Raw genomic sequence first — 22,670 nt, forward strand, 5'->3', positions numbered from 1 at the left:
CAACTACTCGTTCTTCCCTACTGCCTTACTCCCCTATTCCCTTATTCGTCACCGCGTGACGAATACAGTCACCAGCGGCTTCTTGCCCCACGCTTCATTGGCGGCGCCGCGGACGGCGCGGCGCACCGCCTCCTGCACGAGGTCGAGGTCTTTTCGGCGCTGACGGGGGATGGAGTCCACGGCGCCGATTGCCGCATCGATCATCAGGTCTTCCAGGCTCTCGCCGCGGCCATCGGCCTCGGCGACGCCGATGGCGACCAGGTCGGGATCGCCGGCGAGCTCATATCTGTCGTCGAGCACGACATTGACCGCGACATGGCCGGCGAAGGACAGTTTGCGCCGGTCGCGAATGCCCATCGCCTGGTCGGTGCCGATCAGCCTGCCGTCCTTGTAGATGCGGCCGAACGGCACCTGGTCGATGATCGTCGCCGCACCGGGATAGAGCCGCAGCATGTCGCCGTCGCGCACCTGCGCCACCTGGCCGATGCCGGACACCGACATCAGCGAGCCCTGCGCCACCAGATGCGCCGCCTCGCCATGCACCGGCACGCCGATCTCCGGGCGCACCCATTCGTACATCTTGCGCAATTCGCTGCGGCGCGGATGGCCGGAGACATGCACCAGCGCATCGCCGTCCTCGATGATCTTGATGCCGAGATCGATCAGGCGGTTCTTGATCTCGAGAATCCCCTTCTCGTTGCCGGGGATGGTGCGCGAGGAGAACACCACGGTGTCGCCCGATGTCAGCGACACCGATTTCATCTCGTCGCGCGACAGTTTCGCCAGTGCCGCAAGCGGCTCGCCCTGGCTGCCGGTGCAGATGATGACGAGGTTTTCGCGCGGGATGAACCCAAAATCCTCCTCGGCGATGAACTCGGGCAGCCCGTCCATATAGCCGAGTTCATCAGCCACATCGATGACGCGCTTCAGCGAACGGCCGAGCACCAGGCATTGGCGTCCGGCATCGCGTGCGGCCTTGGCAATGGAAACGATGCGCCCGACATTGGAGGAAAAGGTGGTGACGGCGACGCGGCCCTTGGCGCTCTGGATGACGCCCTTGAGGCCCTCCCCCACCGCCACTTCCGACGGCGAATCGCCTTCCCGCAGCGCATTGGTGGAATCGCAGATCAGCGCCAGCACGCCCTTGTCGCCATAGGCGCGGAAGCGGGCCTCGTCGGTCATCGGCCCGATCGTCGGCGCCGGATCGATCTTCCAGTCGCCGGTGTGGATGACGGTGCCGGCCGGCGTGGTGATCGCCAATGACATCGGCTCGGGAATCGAATGCGCGACCGGGATGGCCTCGATCTCGAACGGGCCGACGGTGAATTTTTCGCCGGCCCGGTAGATCGTCAACGGAATCTTCGGCGCGCCCTGCTCGCCCTGCCGCTTGGCTTCCAGCAAACCGGCGCCGAACGGCGTCATCCAGACCGGCGCCTTGAGCTTCGGCCATGTGTCGAGCAGCGCGCCGTAATGGTCCTCATGCGCATGGGTGATGACGATGCCGCGCAGATTGGCGATATTCTCCTCTATGAAACGCGTGTCGGGCAGCACCAGGTCGACGCCGGGCAGGCTGGCATCGGGAAAGGTCACGCCGACATCGACGACGATCCATTCGCGGGCATTGGCCGGCCCATAGCCATAGAGGGCGAAGTTCATGCCGATCTCGCCGACGCCGCCGAGCGGCACGAAGACGAGCTCGGCGTTTTCCGCTTTCGCCATGATCTTTCCTTTCCTGGCCGGTCGGACCAAGCCCATCAAACCTGAGCCGACGCGACCGCGCCGAAATGCACGTCGCCGGCGGCGATCGTCAGAACCGAACCCTCATCGTCGCGGATCACGAAACGGCAGTCCTCGTCAATGGTCTCGAACGTGCCGCGCACCACATTACCGTCAATCCTGACAGCAACCTGCCCGCCAAGCCCTGCCGCGCGCGCCAGCCAGCGCCGCCTGACGGCGCCAAGCCCGCGCCCGTCATTCCACAGCCGCGCATTCTCGCTCCAGGCATCCGACAACGCCAGAAACAGCGTCTCGGCATCGCAAGCAGCGCCCAGCGCGCTGAGCGATGTCGCGGGATAAGGCAAATCCTGGGGGTATGCCACCACATTGACGCCGATGCCGACTGCCACCGCGGAGCGGTCGCCATCCAGCATCGCCGATTCCAGCAGGATGCCGGCAAGCTTGGCGCCGAAGGCGAGCACATCGTTAGGCCATTTCAGCTCGAAGCGGTTCCTCCCACCGCTGGCGCCGTCGAGACCGATCACGATCCTGCCCTTCGGCACGACGGCGTCGAGCGCGTCGGCCAGCGCCAGTCCGGCGACGAAGCCGAGCGTCGCGGCAAGACGTAGCTCGGCACTGGTAACCACCAGCAGCGTCGCCGCCAGATTGCCTTCGGGCGTCGCCCAGACCCGTCCGCGCCGGCCGCGTCCGCTTTCCTGTTTTTTTGAAACGACCCAGAGCTTTCCCGGATCCCCCGCCCGCGCATGATCCAGCGCCAGCGCATTGGTGGAACCGACCGTGTCATGTGCTTCGAGCCGGAACCCTTCCGACGCCGCTGTTGGAGCCAGCCGAAATGCCATCCCGTCAGAAGAAGGTCTTGGCGGCGGCTTCGGCATAGGTGCCGATCGGCCCGCCAATCAGCACGTAGAACAGCACGAAGGCGCCACTGACGCCGAGCACGACGCGAAGCTCGCTCGCCATCGGCAAGAAGCCGCCGATCGGTTCGTCGAACCACATGATCTTGATGATGCGCAGATAGTAATAGGCGCCCACCACCGAGGCCAGCACGCCGATGATCGCCAGCGCGTAGAGGTTGGCGTTGATGGCGGCGAGGAACACGTACCACTTCCCCCAGAAGCCGGCGAGCGGCGGAATGCCGGCCAGCGAGAACATCAGGATGGTGAGGATCGTCGCCATGACAGGATTGGTCGACGACAGGCCGGCGAGATCGCTGATCTGCTCGACATTGCCTTCCTTGCGCCGCATGGCGAGGATGAAGGCGAAGGTGCCGAGCGTCATCACCAGATAGATCAGCATGTAAATGGCGACGCCACGCACGCCGGCCTGGCTGTTGGCGGCGAGACCGACCAGCGCGTAGCCCATATGGCCGATGGAGGAATAGGCCATCAGCCGCTTGATATTGGTCTGGCCGATGGCCGCGAAGGCGCCGAGCGCCATCGAGGCGATCGAGATGAAGACGATGATCTGCTGCCAGTCGGCGGCAATCGGCTTGAACGCGCCCATGGTGACGCGCACGATCAGCGCCATCGCCGCCATCTTCGGCGCCGCGGCGAGGAAGGCCGTCACCGGCGTTGGCGCGCCTTCATAGACGTCGGGCGTCCACATGTGGAACGGCACCGCCGATATCTTGAAGGCGAGGCCGGCCAGCACGAAGACCAGGCCGAAGACGAGGCCAAGCTGGCGCTCGCCGCCGCCCAGCGCCGTGGCGATCTCCTGGAACCCGGTGTTGCCGGTGTAGCCGTAGACGAGGCTGATGCCGTAAAGCAGCATGCCTGACGACAGCGCGCCGAGGACGAAATACTTCAACCCCGCCTCGGTCGAGCGCAGATTGTCCCGGTTGATCGCCGCCAGCACGTAGATCGCCAGCGACTGCAATTCGAGGCCGAGATAAAGCCCGATCATGCCGTTGGCCGAGATCATCAGCATCATGCCGAGCGTGCACAGCAGGATCAGCACCGGATATTCGAACTTGTCGAAATGCTCCGCCTTGGCGAAGCGCATCGACATGACCAGCGTCACCGCCGACCCGATCAGCGCCAGCACCTTCATGAAGCGGGCGAAGGGATCCTGGACGAAGGCTTCGCCATAGGCACTGCCCTGCCCGGTGGAAAAGATCACCCAGACGCCTGCGATCACCAGGACGGCGACGGCAAGGCCGCTCACCGTGGCGGTCGTATTGGCGCGCGAATAGGCGCCAAGCATCAGCAGCGCCAGGGCGCCGATTGCGAGGATCAGCTCTGGCGTCGAGAGCGACAGGCTGGAGAGAAGGTCCGGCGTCATGGTTCGCAAAATTCCCGGTCAGTTCGCCGCCGCGGTCTGCGCGGTGCCGATGGATGCGGTGACATTGGTGACGAGCGCCTTGACCGATTCGGCCGTCGCGTCGAAGACCGGCGCCGGATAGACGCCGAAGAAAATGACCAGCGCGACCAGCGGATAGATGATCACCTTCTCGCGCGCCGACAGGTCGAGCAGGCCTTTCAGGCTGTCCTTGGTCAGCGCGCCGAAGATCACCCGGCGGTAGAGCCAGAGCGCATAGGCCGCCGACAGGATGACGCCGGTGGCGGCGAAGAACGCCACCCAGGTGTTGACCCGGAACACGCCCAGCATGGTCAGGAACTCGCCGACGAAGCCGCTGGTGCCGGGCAGGCCGACATTGGCCATGGTGAAGATCATGAACACGGTGGCGTATTTCGGCATGTTGTTGACCAGCCCGCCATAGGCATCGATGTCGCGCGTGTGCATGCGGTCGTAGATGACGCCGACGCAGAGGAACAGCGCGCCGGAGACGAGGCCGTGCGACAGCATCTGGAAGATCGCCCCCTGGACGCCTTCCTGGTTCATTGCGAAGATGCCCATGGTGACGAAGCCCATATGGGCGACCGACGAATAGGCGATCAGCTTCTTCATGTCCTCCTGCATCAGCGCCACCAGCGAGGTGTAGATGATGGCGACGACGGACAGCGCGAAGACCAGCGGCGCGAACATCTCCGAGGCGATCGGAAACATCGGCAGCGAAAAGCGCAGGAAGCCATATCCGCCCATCTTGAGCAGGATGGCGGCCAGGATAACCGAGCCGGCCGTCGGCGCCTCGACATGGGCGTCCGGCAGCCAGGTGTGAACCGGCCACATCGGCATCTTCACCGCGAAGGACGCGAAGAAGGCGAGCCATAGCCAGGTCTGCATGCTGGCCGGGAAATTATGCGTCAGAAGCGTCGGGATGTCGGTGGTGCCGGACTGGAAGAACATCGCCATGACGGCGAGCAGCATCAGCACCGAACCGGCCAGCGTATAGAGGAAGAACTTGAACGAGGCGTAGACGCGCCGCTTGCCGCCCCACACGCCGATGATGATGAACATCGGGATCAGGCCGGCCTCGAAGAAGACGTAGAACAAAACGATGTCGAGCGCGCAGAACACGCCGATCATCAGCGTCTCCAGCAACAGGAAGGCGATCATGTAGGCCTTGACGCGCTTCTCGATCGATTCCCACGAAGCCAGGATGCAGAGCGGCATCAGGAAGGTGGTCAGGATGACGAACAGCATGGAGATGCCGTCGACGCCCATGTGGTAGGAGATGCCGGAATCCAGCCAGGCAAGCTTCTCGACGAACTGGAAGCCAGGCTCCGAATTGTCGAAGCCGGTCCAGATGAACAGCGAGATGATGAAGGTGATGCTCGTCGTCCACAATGCGATGGCGCGGATGTTGCGGCGGGCATTTTCGCTGTCATCACGAACGAACAGGATGAGCAGCACACCAACCAGCGGCAGGAAGGTGACCAGCGAGAGGATCGGCCAGGCGGTCATCAGAGCATCATCCAGGTGACGAGTGCGGCAACGCCGATCAGCATGGCGAAGGCGTAATGATAGAGGTAGCCGGTCTGCAGCTTGACGACCCGATTGGTGACGTCGACGACGCGCGCCGAAACCCCGTCCGGACCGAACCCGTCGATGACGGTGCCGTCGCCGGTCTTCCACAGGAAGCGGCCGAGGCGTTTTGCCGGCCGCACGAACAGGAGGTCGTAGAACTCGTCGAAATACCACTTGTTGAGCAGGAAGGCGTAGAGGCCGCGATGCTGCGCCGCCAGGTTCTTCGGCATTTCCGGCGCGCGGATGTAGAATTGCCAGGCAATCGCAAAACCGATCAGCATGGCGACGAACGGCGCCAGCTTCACCCACAACGGCACCTCGTGGATGTCGTGCAGGATGTGATTATCAGGCAGCGTGAACAGCGACGCCTTCCAGAACTCGGCATAGCCCTCGCCGATGAAGGCGCCATGGAAGATCACGCCGGCGAACAGCGAGCCCACCGCCAGGATGAACAGCGGCACCAGCATGACCGGCGGCGATTCATGGACATGGTGCATGACCTCGTGGCTCGCCCGCGGCTGGCCGTGGAAGGTCATGAAGATCAGCCGCCAGGAATAGAAGCTGGTGAAGCAGGCGGCGACGACCAAAAGCACGAAGGCAAGGCCGGCGGCCGGATTGTGCGCGGCAAAGGCACTTTCGATGATCGCGTCCTTGGAGAAGAAGCCGGCGGTGCCGATGACCGTCACCGGGATGCCGACGCCGGTCAGCGCCAGCGTGCCGATCACCATCATCCAGTAGGTCTTCGGGATGAGCGTCCTCAGGCCACCCATCTTGCGCATGTCCTGTTCGTCGGAGACGGCGTGGATCACCGAGCCCGAGCCGAGGAACAGCAGCGCCTTGAAGAAGGCATGCGTGAACAGATGGAAGATCGCCGCGCCATAGGCGCCGACGCCGAGCGCCACGAACATGTAGCCGAGCTGCGAGCAGGTCGAATAGGCGATGACGCGCTTGATGTCGTTCTGGACGAGGCCGACGGTCGCCGCGAAGAAGGCGGTGAAGGCGCCGATGAAGGTGACCACGATCAGCGCCGAATGCGACAGTTCGAACAGCGGCGACAGCCGCGCCAGCATGAACACGCCGGCCGTCACCATGGTGGCGGCATGGATGAGTGCCGAGACCGGCGTCGGGCCTTCCATGGCGTCCGGCAGCCAGGTGTGCAGCGGCACCTGGGCCGACTTGCCCATGGCGCCCATGAACAGCAGCAGGCAGACGACGGTCATCGCAGCCTGCTTGTCGAGCGCATAGCCGAGGAAGGTCAATACGGCAGCACCCTGTGGTGCGCCTTCGGCCGGGATGAACGTCGCCGCATTGGCGAAGATGGTGCCGAGATTGACCGAGCCGAACAGCACGAACACACCGAAGATGCCGAGCGCGAAGCCGAAATCGCCGACGCGGTTGACGACGAAGGCCTTGATCGCGGCCGCATTGGCGGACGGCTTCTTGTACCAGAAGCCGATCAGCAGGTAGGAGGCGAGACCGACGCCTTCCCAGCCGAAGAACATCTGCACGAGGTTGTCGGCCGTCACCAGCATCAGCATGGCGAATGTGAACAGCGACAGATAGGCGAAGAAGCGCGGTCGGTTCGGGTCGTGATGCATGTAGCCGATCGAGTAGATGTGGACCAGCGCCGACACCGTGTTGACGACGACCAGCATCACCACCGTCAGCGTGTCGATCCTGAGCGCCCATGCGGCCTCCAACCCGCCCGACTGGATCCAGCGCAGCACCGGCACGGTGAACACCTCGCCCTCGCTGAAGCCGACCGAGAAGAAGGCGACCCACGACAGCACGGCTGATATCACCAGCAAGCCGGAGGTGATGTATTCGGACGCCTTGGCGCCGAGCGACGTGCCGAACAGGCCGACGATCAGGAAGCCGAGCAGAGGAAGGAAGACGATGGCCTGATACATGGTGGTTTCCGTCAACCCTTCATCATGTTCACGTCTTCGACCGCGATCGAACCGCGGTTGCGGAAGAAGACGACGAGAATGGCGAGGCCGATCGCCGCTTCAGCCGCCGCGACCGTCAGCACGAACAGCGCGAAGACCTGACCGACGAGATCGCCGAGTGCTGCCGAGAAGGCAACGAAATTGATGTTGACCGCAAGCAGGATCAGCTCGACCGACATCAGGATGACGATGATGTTCCTGCGGTTCAGGAAAATGCCGAACACGCCGAGCGTGAACAGGATCGCCGATACGGTGAGATAGTGCGCGATGCCGACGGTCATCTCAGATTCCTTCGCCCGTCTTGACCTTGCGGATTTCCATTCCAGTCGCCGGCGTGCGGCCGACCTGGGCCGATATCGACTGCCGCTTGACGCCCGGCTTGTGGCGCAGCGTCAGCACAATGGCGCCGATCATGGCGACCAGCAGCACAAGGCCTGCAATCTGGAAATAGTAGAGGTAGTCCGTGTAGAGGATATCGCCGAGCGCTGCCGTGTTCGAGCGCGCGACAAGGTCCGGCATGGGTTTCGAAACCGTCGCCGCCAATTGCGGCGCGAACGTATAGCCCCCGAGGACGACGATCAGTTCAGCCGCCAGGATCAGCCCGACCAGCGCGCCGATCGGCGCGTATTGCAGGGCGCCTTCCTTCATTTCGGCGAAATCGACGTCGAGCATCATGACGACGAACAGGAACAGCACCATGACCGCGCCGACATAGACGACGAGCAGGATCATCGCCAGGAATTCGGCGCCGGTCAGCATGAACAGGCCGGCGGCGTTGAAGAAGGTCAGGATCAGGAACAGCACTGAATGCACGGGATTGCGCGCCGAAATGACCATGAACGCCGACGCCACCGCGATAAAGGCGAAGAGGTAGAAAAAGGCCGCCTCTAATCCATTCAGCATGGGTTCCCCCGGGTTTCCTGGCCAAACAGGACGTTCGTCCTGTTCGTTATCTCTGGCTTCGTCGCCTTCGGCGCCGAAGCCGCGTGTTCCTTAAACGAGGCCCCTCGCCCCGTCCATGCGTCATTCCGTTTCCTGCTGCCCGTTTACGGGGCGAAGAGAGCTATCCTATCGGTACGGCGCATCCAGCGAGATGTTGCGCGCCAGTTCGCGCTCCCAGCGGTCGCCATTGGCCAGCAGCTTGTCCTTGTCGTAGTAAAGTTCCTCGCGCGTCTCGGTCGCGAATTCGAAATTCGGCCCCTCGACGATGGCGTCGACCGGGCAGGCCTCCTGGCAGAAGCCGCAATAGATGCACTTCACCATATCGATGTCGTAGCGCACGGTGCGGCGCGTGCCGTCGTTGCGGCGCGGGCCGGCCTCGATGGTGATGGCCTGGGCCGGGCAGATCGCCTCGCACAATTTACAGGCGATGCAGCGTTCCTCGCCATTGGGATAGCGGCGCAGCGCATGCTCGCCGCGGAAGCGCGGGCTCACCGGCCCCTTCTCATGCGGATAGTTGATCGTCTCCTTCGGCGCGAAGAACTGGCGCATCGACAGGAAGAAGGCGCCGACGAAGTCCTGCAGCAGCAGCGATTTTGCGGCTTGGGATAGAGCGGACATCACGCAAACCCCGTGATCTTGAGGAACGCGGCGACAATCACCACCATCGCCAGCGAGATCGGCAGGAAGACCTTCCAGCCGAGCCGCATCAGCTGGTCATAGCGGTAGCGCGGCACGAAGGCCTTCACCATGGAGATCATGAAGAACACCAGGCAGACCTTGAGCACGAACCAGATCAGACCCGGCACCCAGGTGAAGGGGGCGAAGTCGAAGGGTGGCAGCCAGCCGCCGAGGAACAGGATGGTGGCCAGCGCGCACATCAGCACGATGGCGACATATTCGCCCAGGAAGAACAGCAGGAACGGCGTCGACGAATACTCGACCATATGGCCGGCGACGAGTTCCGATTCGGCTTCCACAAGGTCAAAAGGCGGGCGGTTCGTCTCGGCCAGCGCCGAGATGAAGAAGATGACGAACATCGGGAACAGCGACAGCCAATGCCAGTCGAGGAAGGTGTTGGGCAGGCCAACCCGCGTGCCCAGCCCGTCCTGCTGCGACAGCACGATGTCGGAAAGGTTGAGCGAGCCGACGCAAAGCAGCACGGTGACGATGACGAAACCGATCGAGACTTCGTAGGACACCATCTGCGCGGCCGAGCGCAGCGCGCCGAGGAACGGGTATTTCGAGTTGGACGCCCAGCCGCCCATGATCACGCCATAGACCTCGAGCGAGGAGATGGCGAAGACATAGAGGATGCCGACATTGATGTTGGCGATCGCCCAGCCGTCGTTGACCGGGATCACCGCCCAGGCCGAGATCGCCAGCACCGCCGACACCAGCGGCGCCAGCAGAAAAACGCCCTTGTTGGCGCCGGACGGGATCACCGGCTCCTTGAACACGAACTTCAGAAGGTCGGCGAAAGCCTGCAGCGTGCCCCATGGGCCGACGACGTTCGGGCCGCGGCGCAACTGCACCGCCGCCCAGATCTTGCGGTCGGCATACAGGATGTAGGCGACGAAGATCAACAGCACGACGATCAGCACGACCGACTTCAACAGGATGATCAGCGCCGGCAGCACGTAGAAGGAGAAGAAGGTGTCCATGCTTATTCCGCCGCCTGCCTGAAGCCGTTTTTCGCCAGCGCCGAGCACTCCGCCATCACGGCGGAAGCCCGCGCGATCGGATTGGTCAGGTAGAAATCCTTGACCGGCGAGGTGAAGCTGCCCTTGTTCAGCCGCCCGCCGAGCTTCGCCACCTTGGCGACATCGTCGGCGTTGCCGGCCGCGACCTGGTCGATGCGGGCGAGATGCGGAAATTCCGAATAGAGTTTTGCGCGAAGCTGCGGCAGCGAATCGAACGGCAGTTTCTTGCCAAGCACATCCGACAGCGCCCGCAGGATCGCCCAGTCCTCGCGTGCATCGCCCGGCGCGAAGCCGGCACGGTTGGTTTGCTGTACGCGGCCTTCGGTGTTGACGTAGGTGCCCGATTTTTCGGTATAGGCGGCGCCCGGCAGGATGACGTTGGCGCGGTGTGCGCCATGGTCGCCATGCGTGCCGATATAGACGACGAAGGCGCCGCCGATCTTGGCCATGTCGATCTCGTCGGCGCCGAGCAGGAACAGCACGTCCATATCGCCCAGCATGCCGGCGACGTTCTTGCCGCCCGCGCCCGGCACGAAGCCGACATCGAGACCGCCGACGCGTCCCGCCGCATTGTGCAGCACGGCAAAGCCGTTCCAGTCGGCTCTCGCGGCATTGACGGCGGCGGCGAGCTTCGCCGCCTGGCCGAGCACGGCCGCACCGTCCGGACGCGCCAGCGCGCCCTGGCCGACGATAACGAGCGGATGCGTCGCCTTCTTCAGCACCTGGAAGAACTTGCCATTGCCGTCGGCCAGATCCTTCAGCGATTCCGGTCCGGCACCGAGCTGCTCATAGTCGTAGCGCGTGTCGCCGATCTCGCCGATGACGCCGACCGGCAGGTTGCCGACCCGCCAGCGCTTGCGGATGCGGGCGTTGAGCAAGGACGCCTCGAAGCGCGGATTGGCGCCGATGATCAGCACCGCATCGGCCTGCTCGATGCCCTCGATGGTCGGATTGAAAATATAGCTGGCCCGGCCGAGCGACGGATCGAGTGCTGCGCCATCCTGGCGGCAGTCGGTGTTCTTCGAACCGAGCGAGGCCATCAAAAGCTTCAGCGCATAGATCTCTTCGACTGCGGCGAGATCGCCTGATATGGCGCCGATCTTGTCGGGCGCCGCGTTCGACACCGCCTCCTTGATCGCGGCGAAGGCCTCGGCCCAGCTTGCCGGGGCGAGCTTGCCGTTCTTGCGTACGTATGGCCGGTCGAGGCGCTGGGTGCGCAAGCCGTCCCAGATGAAGCGGGTCTTGTCGGAAATCCATTCCTCGTTCACCGCCTCGTTGGTGCGCGGCAGGATGCGCATCACCTCGCGGCCTCTGGAATCGACGCGGATCGCCGAGCCGACGGCATCCATGACATCGATGGATTCGGTTTTGGTCAACTCCCACGGCCGCGCCTGGAAGGCGTAAGGTTTGGAGGTCAGCGCGCCGACCGGGCAAAGGTCGATGACATTGCCCTGCAGTTCCGAGGTCATCGCGCTTTCGAGATAGGTGGTGATCTCGGCGTCCTCGCCGCGGCCGATCAGGCCGAGCTCGGAAATGCCCGCGATTTCAGTGGTGAAGCGGACGCAGCGCGTGCAATGGATGCAGCGGTTCATGATCGTCTTGACCAGCGGCCCGATATACTTGTCTTCGACCGCCCGCTTGTTCTCGTGATAGCGTGAGGAATCGACGCCGAAGGCCATCGCCTGGTCCTGCAGGTCGCACTCGCCGCCCTGATCGCAGATCGGGCAATCGAGCGGATGGTTGATCAGCAGGAATTCCATCACGCCTTCCCTGGCCTTCTTGACCATCGGCGTGTTGGTGAAGATTTCCGGCGTTTCGCCATTCGGGCCCGGGCGCAGATCGCGCACGCCCATGGCGCAGGACGCCTGCGGCTTGGGCGGCCCGCCCTTCACCTCGATCAGGCACATGCGGCAATTGCCGGCGATCGACAGCCGCTCATGGAAGCAGAAGCGCGGCACTTCCGCGCCAGCGTCCTCGGCTGCCTGCAACAGCGTGTAGTGGTCGGGTACAGTAATCTCTTTCCCGTCGACCTTGAGCTTTGCCATGTCGTCTCAAACCCCTGCGGACGTTCCGCAATCTTTCTTTCCGGGCGCGGCCGAAACCGTGCCCGGTATTGAATTCAATGTTTGGCCCTGGCCAGCACCGCCGCCTGGCCAAGCCAGTCGTCGCGATCGATGCGGCCCTTGAACGACAGATAATCGTCGACCCAGGCGATCTCTTCCGGTGCCCATGCCGCGATCTGGCCGAACGTCCAGATGCCCAAGCCGTTCAGCACCTTTTCCAGCTTCGGCCCAATGCCCGATATCGCCTTGAGGTCGGCCGGCCTTGCCGGACGGTCCATGGCCTTGGGCTGCTTGAAATCCTCGGGCATCAACCCGGTCGGCTCGGCAGCCTCATCCACATCCGCCACGCTCGGTGCATCATCCATGCTGTTCGTCGCTATGTCATTCACGTCATTGGCGAAGGACTGCGCCTCGGCGATCAAGGTTTTCGTCGCCGCGCGCGCCTTGGTCGAGGAACTCTTTCCCGTTTCCGAAAAGCGTTCGGCCCTGGCCTCGAAATCGTCGACAATCGGCTGGAAAAGCCGCTGCGAGGCCTCGGCCGCGCCCGAGAGCGCCCCCATCCACACGCCAAAGGCGTGGTTGGCAAGCCCGATGCCGAGCGCCGACATCGCCGCCGCACCCGCGACAGGATGCGCCAGGAGATTGACGGCGCTCGCCATCTCCTTCGGCATCATCCTGGTCAGATCCTGGTTCATCTTCTCGAACGGGTCCAAATCTGGCATCAAATGATCGGGTTTCGAATAGAGCGACATAGGTGATCTCCTGGTCGTTTCTTCCGTTTGCCCCGAGCCTGTTTCCTCAATCGGGCCTTTTGCCCGTATTTCAAATCGGGCATTCGCCCGTATTTCCCGAACCGGGCACTTGCCCGTGTTCAAACTCTATTCCGCCGCCACCATCACCGGCTCCGCCCGGTGCGCGTTGCGCGAAAACTCGTCGATACGCCGTTCCACCTCGCCGCGGAAATGCCGCATCAGGCCCTGGATCGGCCACGCCGCCGCATCGCCCAGCGCGCAGATCGTGTGGCCTTCGACCTGTTTGGTCACGTCGAGCAGCATGTCGATCTCGCGCTTTTGCGCCTCGCCGCGCACCAGCCGCTCCATCACCCGCCACATCCAACCGGTGCCTTCGCGGCACGGCGTGCACTGGCCGCAGCTCTCGTGCTTGTAGAAGTAGGAAAGCCGCGCGATCGCCTTCACGATATCGGTCGATTTGTCCATGACGATGACAGCCGCAGTGCCGAGGCCCGATTTCAGGTCGCGCAGCGCATCGAAGTCCATCGGCGCGTCGATGATCTGCTCCGCCGGCACCAGCGGCACCGAAGCGCCGCCCGGAATGACCGCCAGCAGATTGTCCCAGCCGCCGCGAATGCCGCCGCAATGCGTCTCGATCAGCTCGCGGAACGGGATCGACATCGCCTCTTCGACGGTGCACGGATTGTTGACGTGGCCGGAGATGCAGAACAGCTTGGTGCCGACATTGTTGGGCCGGCCGAAGGACGAGAACCAGGCAGCACCACGGCGCAGGATGGTCGGCGCCACGGCGATCGACTCGACATTGTTGACCGTCGTCGGGCAGCCATAGAGGCCGACATTGGCCGGGAATGGCGGTTTCAGCCGCGGCTGTCCCTTCTTGCCTTCGAGGCTTTCGAGCAGCGCCGTTTCCTCGCCGCAGATATAGGCGCCGGCGCCATGGTGCATGTAGATGTCGAAGTCGTAGCCGGAAATGTTGTTCTTGCCGATCAGCTTGGCCTCATAGGCCTCGTCGATGGCGCGCTGCAGCGCCTCGCGTTCGCGGATGAACTCGCCGCGCACATAGATGTAGGCGGCGACCGCGCCCATGGCGAAGCCGGCGATCAGGCAGCCCTCGACCAGCGTGTGCGGGTCATGGCGCAATATATCGCGGTCCTTGCAGGTACCGGGCTCGGATTCGTCGGCATTGACGACGAGATAGCTCGGACGGCCGTCGCTCTGCTTGGGCATAAACGACCATTTCAGCCCGGTCGGGAAGCCGGCACCGCCGCGTCCGCGCAAGCCCGATGCCTTCATTTCGTTGACGATCCAATCGCGCCCCTTGGCAATGATGCCTGGTGTGTTGTCCCAAGCGCCGCGCGCCATCGCGCCAGCCAGCGACCTGTCGAAGCGGCCATAGATGTTGTTGAAGATGCGGTCTCTGTCCTGAAGCATTGTTCGTTCCTCAGACCGGCTTCTTGCCGAAGACGCGGATGTATTCGGCGACCCCGCCCTTGGCGAGCGCCTTGGCCTGCTTGACCCAGTCTTCGCGCTCGATGCGGCCGTGGAAGCTGAGATAGCCGTCGACCCATTCGCGCTCGGCCTTCTTCCAGGACGCAACTTGCGCGTAAGTGAAGATGCCTAGCGAATGCAGGATGCCTTCGATCTTCGGGCCGACGCCCGAGATCAGCTTGAGATCGTCGACCAGTGCTGGCTTTGCGATGCCGGCCGGGCGGTTCTTGTCCTCAAGCGAGGGCTTGCCTGTCTTGGCACTGGTCGTCTTGGCATTGGCCGTCTTGCCGGCAGCGCCGAACTGTACACCCTTGGCTTCCGGCGCCTTGAAAGCCGCCGCTGGCTCAGCCTTGGTCTTGGGACCGCTGCGCTGTTTCGAGACCTTTTCGACCTCCGGCGCGGCCTTGTTGGCGTTGGCCGCCGAATGCCGCGGTGCGGCGACGCTCGCCGCTTTTTCCGTCGCCGGCGCCACCTTGACCGGCGAAGGCGACTTCAGCGCCGGGCTTGTTTCGGGCGCGTCGGTCTTCGGCTTGCTGGCTTTCGACGGCGCAACGGGGGCAGCCGGTGCCTGCGCAACCGAAGCGACTATGGCCTCCGGCGCTGCCTTGGCGGCCTTGGCCGCTGCCTTGGCTTCCTTGTCGCGAGTCGTCTTCAAAATTGCCTTTTCGCTCTTCAGCGTCGTCAGACCGGTGATCGGCTCGGAGGTGATACGGCCGTTCTGCGGCCCCGGCGTCACCGAGGCGCCCTTGCCGGCATCATAGAGGTCGATGATCTCGGCCAGCCGCTCCGGCGTCAGGTCCTCGAACGTGTCCTTGAAAATCATCACCATCGGCGCGTTGACGCAGGCGCCAAGGCATTCCACCTCTTCCCACGACAGCGTGCCCTTGTCGTTGGTGTGGAACTGGTCGTGATGGATCTTCGAGCGGCACACGTCCATCAGCGCTTCCGAGCCGCGCAGCATACAGGGCGTGGTGCCGCAGACTTGGATATGCGCGCGGGTGCCGACCGGATTGAGCTGGTATTGCGTATAGAAGGTAGCGACTTCCAGCCCACGGATATACGGCATGCCGAGCATGTCGGAGATCGTCTCGATCGCCGCCTTGGTCACCCAGCCTTCCTGCTCCTGCGCCAGCATCAGCAAGGGGATGATCGCCGACTGCTCGCGGCCCTTCGGATATTTCTTGATCCATTGCTTGGCCGCCGCCGCATTCGCCCGGTTGAAGGCGAAGGCGGCTGGCTGGACGCTGGCTTCTGCGAGACGGCGGACTGACATTAGTTTTCAACTCTGTTGTAGCAGTCGAAGTAAAAACGAGGATCCGAGCGGACTAAGATGGCCTCGGAGTCCTTGCCTTCCACCTTCGTCCACGTGGCGTCTACGTAGTCCCAATATTCCCGGTATCGATCAGAGCAGCTCCCACCGAGTGCGGTCTTCCAATCCGGAAAGTTTGCTTCCGCGTTGATGTAAACACCGGAATCCGAGTTCCAGAACTTGCCTTCGGTGGCAACCGAACAGGCGACGGCAGTCTTTACGCCCTCGGGCCGGCATGACACGCGGTAGGCCTGGGCCGAACTACCCCAGGCAGCAACAGCGCCCATCCCGGCAACACCTGCCGCAAGACCGGCCGCAGCGTATAGGGCGTTCGACGCCTTCAACGATCGACCTCCCCGAAAACGATGTCGAGGGAGCCAAGCACGGCGGTGACGTCGGCCAGCATGTGGCCGCGGCAAAGAAAATCCATGGCCTGGAGATGGGCAAAGCCGGGCGCGCGCAGCTTGCAGCGATAGGGCTTGTTGGTGCCGTCGGAGACCATGTAGACGCCGAATTCGCCCTTCGGCGCTTCGACCGCCGCATAGACCTCGCCCGCCGGCACGCGGTAGCCCTCGGTGTAGAGCTTGAAGTGATGGATCAGCGCTTCCATCGAGCGTTTCATCGCCGCACGCTTCGGCGGCACCACCTTGCCGTCGAGGTTCGACACCGGGCCGCTGCCTTCCTTGCCGAGCAAAAGGTCGACGCACTGGCGCATGATCTTGGCCGACTGGCGCATCTCTTCCATGCGCACGAGATAGCGATCGTAGCAATCGCCGTTCTTGCCGACCGGAATGTCGAAATCCATCTCGGCATAGCATTCATAAGGCTGCGACTTGCGCAGATCCCAAGGAGCGCCGGAACCGCGCACCATGACGCCGGAAAAACCCCAGGCCCAGGCATCGGCCAGCGAGACGGTGGCGATGTCGACGTTGCGCTGCTTGAAGATACGGTTGCCGGTGAGCAGCGCATCGAGATCGTCGATCGACTTCAGGAACGGATCGATCCACTTGCCGATGTCCTCGACCAGCTTCTGCGGCAGATCCTGATGGACGCCGCCCGGTCGGAAATAGGCCGCATGCATGCGCGAGCCGCTGGCCCGCTCGTAGAACACCATCAGCTTTTCGCGCTCGACGAAGCCCCACAAAGGCGGCGTCAGCGCGCCGACATCCATCGCCTGCGTCGTCACATTGAGGATGTGCGACATGATGCGGCCGATCTCGCTGTAGAGCACGCGGATGATCTGGCCTCGCTTCGGCACCTCGATGCCGAGCAGACGCTCGGCGGCGAGCGCGAAGGCATGCTCCTGGTTCATCGGCGCGCAATAGTCGAGCCGATCGAGATAGGGCACGGCCTGCAGATAGGTCTTGTGCTCGATCAGCTTTTCCGTGCCGCGATGCAGAAGCCCGATATGCGGATCGACGCGATCGACGACTTCGCCATCGAGCTCCAGCACGAGGCGCAAAACGCCATGCGCCGCAGGGTGTTGCGGCCCGAAATTGATGTTGAAGTTGCGGACGGAGGTTTCAGCCATTCTGCTGCCTCTGGCGAAGAGTCAGTAGTGAGTAGTGAGTAGTGATCATCAATCTCAATGCCTGCTTCATTCCGCCTGCTTGGCCTGCACTGTTCGAATAAGAGATCTCGTCATTTTTCCAATCTCTTCGCATCGCAGCAGCAGTTCGATCTCATTGTCCCTTTGCAGCAGGCCAACCCGGCATGCCAACAATATGTGCGTTTCCAGTTCCTTCAACGAGCCCTGCGCCATGCGCAGAAATTGAACGAACGAACCCCTGTTTTCTCGGCCGTATCCTTCAGCGATGTTGGCCGCGATCGAAACCGCCGATCGGCGCATCTGCGAGGTCATGCCGTAAATCTCGTCTTTCGGAAACCTTTTCGTGAGGCGATAACAATCCTCAGCGAGCACCATTGCCGATTGCCACACCTTCAGGTCGCGATAAGATTCGATCCGCTTTTCCAATTCCTTCCCTACTGACTACTGACTACTTCCCTACTGACTACTTCCCTACTCACTGTTTTGCCTTTTCATCCCCCGGAAGCACGTAATCCGTACCTTCCCACGGAGACAGAAAATCGAAATTGCGGAATTCCTGCTTCAATTCCACCGGCTCGTAGATGACCCGCTTGGCTTCGTCGTCGTAGCGCACCTCGACGAAGCCGGTCAGCGGGAAATCCTTGCGCAGCGGATGACCCTCGAAGCCGTAATCGGTCAGAATCCGCCTGAGATCGGGATGGCCCGAAAACAGCACGCCATAGAGATCGTAGGTTTCGCGTTCGAACCAGTCGGCGCCGGGATAAACGCCGGTAATCGACGGCACCACGATCTCCTCGTCGGCCTGGACCTTGATGCGGACGCGAATATTCTGCTTCGGCGACAGCAGATGATAGACGACGTCGAAGCGTTTGGCCCGCGACGGATAATCGGCGCCGCAGACGTCGATGATCGAGATGAACTGGCAGTTTTTATCGTCGCGCAGGAAGGTGACCACCTCGATCAGATCGCGCGGCTCGACAGAGATGGTGAGTTCGCCATAGGCAAACACCGCATCGCCGATCCGGCCGCTCAGCTTCTCGCCGAGATAGGTCGAGAGTTCATTCAACGACAGCTTCATCATCCCGCTCACCGCTCGATCGTGCCGGTGCGGCGGATCTTCTTTTGCAACAGAAGGATGCCGTAGAGCAGCGCTTCCGCACTCGGCGGACAGCCGGGCACGTAGATATCGACCGGCACGACGCGGTCGCAGCCGCGCACCACCGAATAGGAATAGTGGTAGTAGCCGCCGCCATTGGCGCACGAGCCCATCGAGATGACGTAGCGCGGCTCCGGCATCTGGTCGTAGACCTTGCGCAGCGCCGGCGCCATCTTGTTGGTCAGCGTGCCGGCGACGATCATGATGTCGGACTGGCGCGGAGACGCGCGAGGAGCAACACCGAACCTCTCCGAGTCATAGCGCGGCATCGAGGTATGGATCATCTCGACCGCACAGCAGGCAAGACCGAAGGTCATGAACATCAGCGAGCCGCTGCGCGCCCAGGTGATCAACGCCTCGGTCGAGGTGACGAGAAAACCCTTGTCGGCAAGCTCGTTGTTGATTTCGAGAAAGAAGGGATCATTCGCCCCCACCGGCTTTCCGGTGCTGGGGTCGAGAATGCCTTTTGGCTTCGGCGCGACGAGCGTGCCGGAATTGTCGCTCAATCCCATTCCAGCGCTCCTTTCTTCCATTCATAGGCAAAGCCGATGGTCAGCACCGCCAGGAACACCATCATCGACCAGAAACCGAGCATGCCGATCTGGCTGAAGGACACCGCCCACGGAAACAGGAAGGCCACCTCCAGATCGAAGATGATGAACAGGATCGACACCAGGTAGAAGCGGATGTCGAACTTCATGCGGGCGTCGTCGAACGAGTTGAAGCCGCACTCATAGGCGGAAAGCTTTTCCGGATCGGGATTGCGGTAAGCCACCAGGAACGGCGCGGCAAGCAGCGCCAGGCCGACGACCAGCGCCACGCCGATGAACAGGACGATGGGCAGGTACGAACTCAACAATGCGTTCATGCTGCAGCTTTCCGTTGGCGGCCAATCCACTCTGATTACAGCACCGGACCCACTTGCGGAAGCGTGACAGTTTAACCACTGAACCGTTTTAGGGGGCTCTATGCTGCAACGCGGCGAGGGTTAGCGCAGGGCTTTCGGCGAAGCAAGTCAAACCTTGTTCAAAACATGGGTGCTGGACGGCATATCCGGATAAACTGGTCCGATCCGCTCCTGTTTGATTTCCTTCACTTTTTACTCCACTTTTCTCTCCTGACATGGATGCCGCCAAAACCCTGCTAGCATGGCGCGGAATCATCGCTCTACCTTTGATCGAACGCCAACAGAGTGCCGTCTGTATGAAGGAAAAAATCTCGCTCGCCATGGCCCGGCGCATCGCGCTTGCCGCACAGGGCTTTACCGATGTCAGGCCGAACGGCACGCCTGATCGCCGCCATCTGGCCCGTGTGCTTGGCCGGACCGGCCTGCTGCAGATCGATTCCGTCAGCGCGGTGGTGCGCGCCCACTATATGCCGCTCTATTCGCGGCTTGGCCCCTACCCGCTCGCGCTGCTCGACAACGCCGCCGTGACGCGCAAGCGCAAGGTCTTCGAATACTGGGCGCACGAAGCGTCCTTTCTGCCGGTCGAAACCTATCCCCTGATGCGCTGGCGCATGGAGCGGGCCGAGCGCGGCGAGGAAATGTATAACGGGCTGGCCAAGTGGGGGCGCGAACGCGCCGCCTACATTGAAGATATTTACCGCGAGGTTGTGTCGCGCGGCCCGATTGCCGCCTCCGCCCTCGAAGGCCAGAAGGGCTCGGGCGGCTGGTGGGGCTGGAGCGACGCCAAGCACGCTTTCGAATGGCTGTTCTGGGCTGGCCGTATCACCACGGCGTCGCGTCGTGGCTTCGAGCGGCTCTATGATCTGCCGGAGCGCGTGCTGCCGCCGGCGATACTCAGCTTGCCGGTGCCCTCCCCTGAGGATGCGCACCGCGAATTGCTGCGCATTTCCGCGCGAGCCCACGGCGTCGCGACGGCGGGCGACCTGCGCGACTACTTCCGCCTCTCTCCCGCTGACATCAAGGGCCGGATCGAGGAACTGGTCGACGCAAGCGATCTTTTGCCGGTGCGCGTCGAAGGCTGGGACAAAACAGCCTATCTTCACAAGGACGCCCGTTTTCCGCGCAGGATCGAGGCACGCGCGCTGCTCGCCCCGTTCGATCCGGTCGTCTTCGAGCGGGCGCGCGCGGAACGACTGTTCGACTTCCGCTATCGCATCGAGATCTATACCCCTGCCGAAAAGCGCCAGTACGGCTATTATGTGCTGCCGTTCCTGCTCGGCGAAAGGATCGTGGCGCGCGTCGACCTCAAGGCCGACCGCCCCGCCGGCGTGCTGCGCGTCCATGCCGCCTATGCCGAGCCCGGCGCCCCGCCGCAAACCGCCGCCGAACTTTTCGAGGAGTTGAAACAAATGCAGGGCTGGCTCGGTCTCGAACGCATCGAGGTGACACCGGCCGGAGACCTGGGTTCGGCGCTGGCCGACATCGCCGCGTCGTAACCATGCGTTGACACGCCTGCCTCCACAAGCCTAAATCCGGTTCAGACGGTCTCCTCTCGGCAAAGGGAGGAGCCAAGAGGGAATGCGGTGCGAAATCTCGATTTCAAATCCGCGGCTGTCCCCGCAACTGTAAGCGACGAGCCAAGGCCGAAAACCACTGGGATGGTCCCGGGAAGGCGGCACCAAGGCGACGACTCGCGAGCCAGGAGACCTGCCGTCTAGGACTTAAGAATCCGATCGCCTGGCGGGTTTTCCGGGCAAGGAGCCTGATTTGGAACGCGACAGCAGTTTTTCGGCTGAGACAGCGGGCGTATTGTCCCGCGATTGTGATGCCTTGGCCGGCGTCACCGTGATCGTCTGCGCCTCCTGCCGCGACGAGACCGGCTCCGACGGTCATCCCCGCGCCGGCGAATTGCTTGCCGAAGACACGCGCCGCGCCGCATCAGGCGAAGATATCCGCATCCGCACGGTCGAATGCCTCGGCAACTGCAAGCGCCGACTGAGCGCGGCGATTTTGCGCGAGGGCTGCTGGAGTTACGTCTTCGGCGACCTGACCGTGACCAGCGGCGCCGATCTCGTCGCTGGCGCAAAGCTCTTCGCCACCTCGACGGACGGTCTCATTCCATGGCGCGGCCGCCCCGACTGCCTGAAGCGTGGCCTCATCGCCCGCATCCCTTCCCTCGACCTTTTGAAGGACCTGACATGACCGCTTCCGTCTCCCGCGTGCCCTGCACAGTCGTCACCGGCTTCCTCGGCGCCGGCAAGACGACGCTGATCCGCCATCTGCTCGAAAACGCCGGGGGCAAGCGGCTGGCCATCATCGTCAACGAGTTCGGCGACGTTGGCATTGACGGCGAGATCCTGAAAGGCTGCGGCATCGACACCTGCCCAGAGGAAAACGTCGTCGAACTGGCCAATGGCTGCATCTGCTGCACCGTCGCCGACGATTTCGTCCCGGCGCTCGACCAGATCCTGTCGCTGACGCCGAGGGTCGACCATATCCTTATCGAAACCTCGGGCCTCGCTTTGCCGAAGCCGCTGGTTCAGGCCTTCCAGTGGCCGACGGTGAAGAGCCGGGTGACGGTCGATGGCGTTATTGCCGTGGTCGACGGACCGGCGCTGGCCGAAGGCCGCGTCGCCAACGACATGGACGCCCTGCAGGCGCAGCGCGCGCAGGACGACACGCTCGACCATGACGATCCGGTCGAGGAGGTGTTCGAGGACCAGCTCGCCTGCGCCGACCTGATCATATTGTCGAAGAGCGACCTGATGGACGCCGCCGGCTCGGCCCGCGCCAACGCCATCATCGGCGAGCACGCTGCGCGCGCCGTCAAGATCGTGCCGACCTCGCAAGGTAAGGTCGATCCCTCTGTGCTGCTCGGCCTCGGCCTTGCCGTCGAGGACGACATCGAGAACCGCAAGACCCATCACGACGACGAGCTCGACCACGAGCACGACGATTTCGACTCATTCGTTATCGATATTCCGTCGATCGCCAATCCAGACGAGTTGGCCTTGCGCGTCGCCACTGCGGCGGAAGAAGAAAACGTGCTGCGCGTCAAGGGTTTCGTCGAGGTTGGCGGCAAGCCGATGCGGCTCTTGCTCCAGGCCGTCGGTCCGCGCGTCAATCACTATTACGACCGCGCCTGGACCGCTGAGGACGACCGTCGCTCGCGCCTCGTCGTCATCGGCCTGAAAGGGCTGAACCGCCCGGCGATTGAGCGTATTCTCGCCGGCTGACCTCAGGCACGAACC

General features: G+C 62.9%; 22 protein-coding genes and 1 riboswitch. Of the genes, 3 read left to right on the plus strand and 19 right to left on the minus strand.

From position 1 onward, the window contains the following. Positions 1 to 48: 48 nt before the first annotated feature. The 19 genes from EJ066_RS26045 to EJ066_RS26135 all read right to left on the minus strand — a co-directional run bounded on the left by EJ066_RS26045 (position 49) and on the right by EJ066_RS26135 (position 19,380). Positions 49 to 1,719 (minus strand): ribonuclease J, encoded by a 1,671-nt coding sequence (locus tag EJ066_RS26045; RefSeq protein ID WP_126042813.1) that lies wholly within the window; start codon positions 1,717 to 1,719, stop codon positions 49 to 51. A 35-nt stretch (positions 1,720 to 1,754) separates the two neighbouring features. Then, positions 1,755 to 2,576: a biotin--[acetyl-CoA-carboxylase] ligase gene (locus EJ066_RS26050; protein ID WP_126042814.1), complete on the minus strand. Its 822-nt coding sequence runs from the start codon at positions 2,574 to 2,576 to the stop codon at positions 1,755 to 1,757. A 4-nt stretch (positions 2,577 to 2,580) separates the two neighbouring features. Further along, positions 2,581 to 4,017, minus strand: a complete 1,437-nt coding sequence (nuoN, locus tag EJ066_RS26055) for an NADH-quinone oxidoreductase subunit NuoN (RefSeq protein WP_126042815.1) — start codon at positions 4,015 to 4,017, stop codon at positions 2,581 to 2,583. An 18-nt stretch (positions 4,018 to 4,035) separates the two neighbouring features. Beyond that, complete coding sequence (locus tag EJ066_RS26060) at positions 4,036 to 5,541, minus strand: NADH-quinone oxidoreductase subunit M (protein ID WP_126042816.1); 1,506 nt, start codon at positions 5,539 to 5,541, stop codon at positions 4,036 to 4,038. Beyond that, positions 5,541 to 7,514 carry an NADH-quinone oxidoreductase subunit L gene (gene nuoL / locus EJ066_RS26065; RefSeq protein ID WP_126042817.1) on the minus strand — a complete coding sequence of 658 codons (1,974 nt, stop codon included), beginning with the start codon at positions 7,512 to 7,514 and terminating at the stop codon, positions 5,541 to 5,543. Before nuoL ends, EJ066_RS26060 begins: the two co-directional genes overlap by 1 nt. An 11-nt stretch (positions 7,515 to 7,525) precedes the next feature. Next, the gene (nuoK, locus tag EJ066_RS26070) at positions 7,526 to 7,834 is read right to left on the minus strand and encodes an NADH-quinone oxidoreductase subunit NuoK (RefSeq protein WP_126042818.1); all 309 of its coding nucleotides are present in this window, start codon (positions 7,832 to 7,834) and stop codon (positions 7,526 to 7,528) included. 1 nt (position 7,835) lies between these two features. Then, entirely contained in the window at positions 7,836 to 8,456 is a 621-nt protein-coding gene (locus EJ066_RS26075) for an NADH-quinone oxidoreductase subunit J (protein ID WP_126042819.1), read from the minus strand. A gap of 165 nt (positions 8,457 to 8,621) precedes the next feature. Further along, entirely contained in the window at positions 8,622 to 9,113 is a 492-nt protein-coding gene (nuoI, locus tag EJ066_RS26080) for an NADH-quinone oxidoreductase subunit NuoI (RefSeq protein WP_126042820.1), read from the minus strand. After that, positions 9,113 to 10,156, minus strand: a complete 1,044-nt coding sequence (gene nuoH, locus EJ066_RS26085; protein WP_126042821.1) for an NADH-quinone oxidoreductase subunit NuoH — start codon at positions 10,154 to 10,156, stop codon at positions 9,113 to 9,115. Before nuoH ends, nuoI begins: the two co-directional genes overlap by 1 nt. A 2-nt stretch (positions 10,157 to 10,158) precedes the next feature. Then, entirely contained in the window at positions 10,159 to 12,240 is a 2,082-nt protein-coding gene (nuoG, locus tag EJ066_RS26090) for an NADH-quinone oxidoreductase subunit NuoG (protein WP_126042822.1), read from the minus strand. Positions 12,241 to 12,314: 74 nt separating this feature from the next. Then, positions 12,315 to 13,010, minus strand: a complete 696-nt coding sequence (locus tag EJ066_RS26095) for an NADH-ubiquinone dehydrogenase (RefSeq protein ID WP_126042823.1) — start codon at positions 13,008 to 13,010, stop codon at positions 12,315 to 12,317. A 126-nt stretch (positions 13,011 to 13,136) separates the two neighbouring features. Continuing rightward, positions 13,137 to 14,441, minus strand: a complete 1,305-nt coding sequence (nuoF, locus tag EJ066_RS26100) for an NADH-quinone oxidoreductase subunit NuoF (RefSeq protein WP_126042824.1) — start codon at positions 14,439 to 14,441, stop codon at positions 13,137 to 13,139. Between the two features lie 10 nt (positions 14,442 to 14,451). Continuing rightward, positions 14,452 to 15,771 (minus strand): NADH-quinone oxidoreductase subunit E, encoded by a 1,320-nt coding sequence (locus tag EJ066_RS26105; protein ID WP_126042825.1) that lies wholly within the window; start codon positions 15,769 to 15,771, stop codon positions 14,452 to 14,454. After that, positions 15,771 to 16,151, minus strand: a complete 381-nt coding sequence (locus tag EJ066_RS26110) for a hypothetical protein (protein WP_126042826.1) — start codon at positions 16,149 to 16,151, stop codon at positions 15,771 to 15,773. Before EJ066_RS26110 ends, EJ066_RS26105 begins: the two co-directional genes overlap by 1 nt. After that, positions 16,148 to 17,338 carry an NADH-quinone oxidoreductase subunit D gene (locus EJ066_RS26115; protein WP_126042827.1) on the minus strand — a complete coding sequence of 397 codons (1,191 nt, stop codon included), beginning with the start codon at positions 17,336 to 17,338 and terminating at the stop codon, positions 16,148 to 16,150. Before EJ066_RS26115 ends, EJ066_RS26110 begins: the two co-directional genes overlap by 4 nt. A 66-nt stretch (positions 17,339 to 17,404) precedes the next feature. Next, positions 17,405 to 17,782 carry a four helix bundle protein gene (locus EJ066_RS26120; RefSeq protein WP_126042828.1) on the minus strand — a complete coding sequence of 126 codons (378 nt, stop codon included), beginning with the start codon at positions 17,780 to 17,782 and terminating at the stop codon, positions 17,405 to 17,407. A gap of 49 nt (positions 17,783 to 17,831) precedes the next feature. Beyond that, positions 17,832 to 18,434, minus strand: coding sequence for an NADH-quinone oxidoreductase subunit C (locus EJ066_RS26125; protein WP_126044049.1), 603 nt, complete (start codon positions 18,432 to 18,434; stop codon positions 17,832 to 17,834). An 8-nt stretch (positions 18,435 to 18,442) separates the two neighbouring features. Further along, positions 18,443 to 19,024, minus strand: coding sequence for an NADH-quinone oxidoreductase subunit B (locus EJ066_RS26130; protein WP_027156092.1), 582 nt, complete (start codon positions 19,022 to 19,024; stop codon positions 18,443 to 18,445). Next, positions 19,015 to 19,380 (minus strand): NADH-quinone oxidoreductase subunit A, encoded by a 366-nt coding sequence (locus tag EJ066_RS26135; RefSeq protein WP_023798850.1) that lies wholly within the window; start codon positions 19,378 to 19,380, stop codon positions 19,015 to 19,017. The genes EJ066_RS26130 and EJ066_RS26135 overlap by 10 nt, the downstream gene beginning before the upstream one ends. A 335-nt stretch (positions 19,381 to 19,715) precedes the next feature. On the opposite strand from EJ066_RS26135, the gene EJ066_RS26140 reads away from it, so the two are divergent. The 3 genes from EJ066_RS26140 to cobW all read left to right on the plus strand — a co-directional run bounded on the left by EJ066_RS26140 (position 19,716) and on the right by cobW (position 22,655). After that, positions 19,716 to 20,915 (plus strand): winged helix-turn-helix domain-containing protein, encoded by a 1,200-nt coding sequence (locus tag EJ066_RS26140; RefSeq protein WP_126042829.1) that lies wholly within the window; start codon positions 19,716 to 19,718, stop codon positions 20,913 to 20,915. Positions 20,916 to 20,944: 29 nt separating this feature from the next. Next, positions 20,945 to 21,149, plus strand: a riboswitch (cobalamin riboswitch). A 37-nt stretch (positions 21,150 to 21,186) separates the two neighbouring features. Continuing rightward, on the plus strand, positions 21,187 to 21,621 hold the full coding sequence (locus EJ066_RS26145) for a DUF1636 family protein (protein ID WP_126042830.1): 435 nt from the start codon (positions 21,187 to 21,189) through the stop codon (positions 21,619 to 21,621). Next, positions 21,618 to 22,655: a cobalamin biosynthesis protein CobW gene (gene cobW / locus EJ066_RS26150; protein WP_126042831.1), complete on the plus strand. Its 1,038-nt coding sequence runs from the start codon at positions 21,618 to 21,620 to the stop codon at positions 22,653 to 22,655. Before EJ066_RS26145 ends, cobW begins: the two co-directional genes overlap by 4 nt. Positions 22,656 to 22,670: the final 15 nt, after the last annotated feature.

Origin of the sequence: Mesorhizobium sp. M9A.F.Ca.ET.002.03.1.2, from assembly GCF_003952365.1 — a bacterium.
GTDB lineage: Bacteria > Pseudomonadota > Alphaproteobacteria > Rhizobiales > Rhizobiaceae > Mesorhizobium.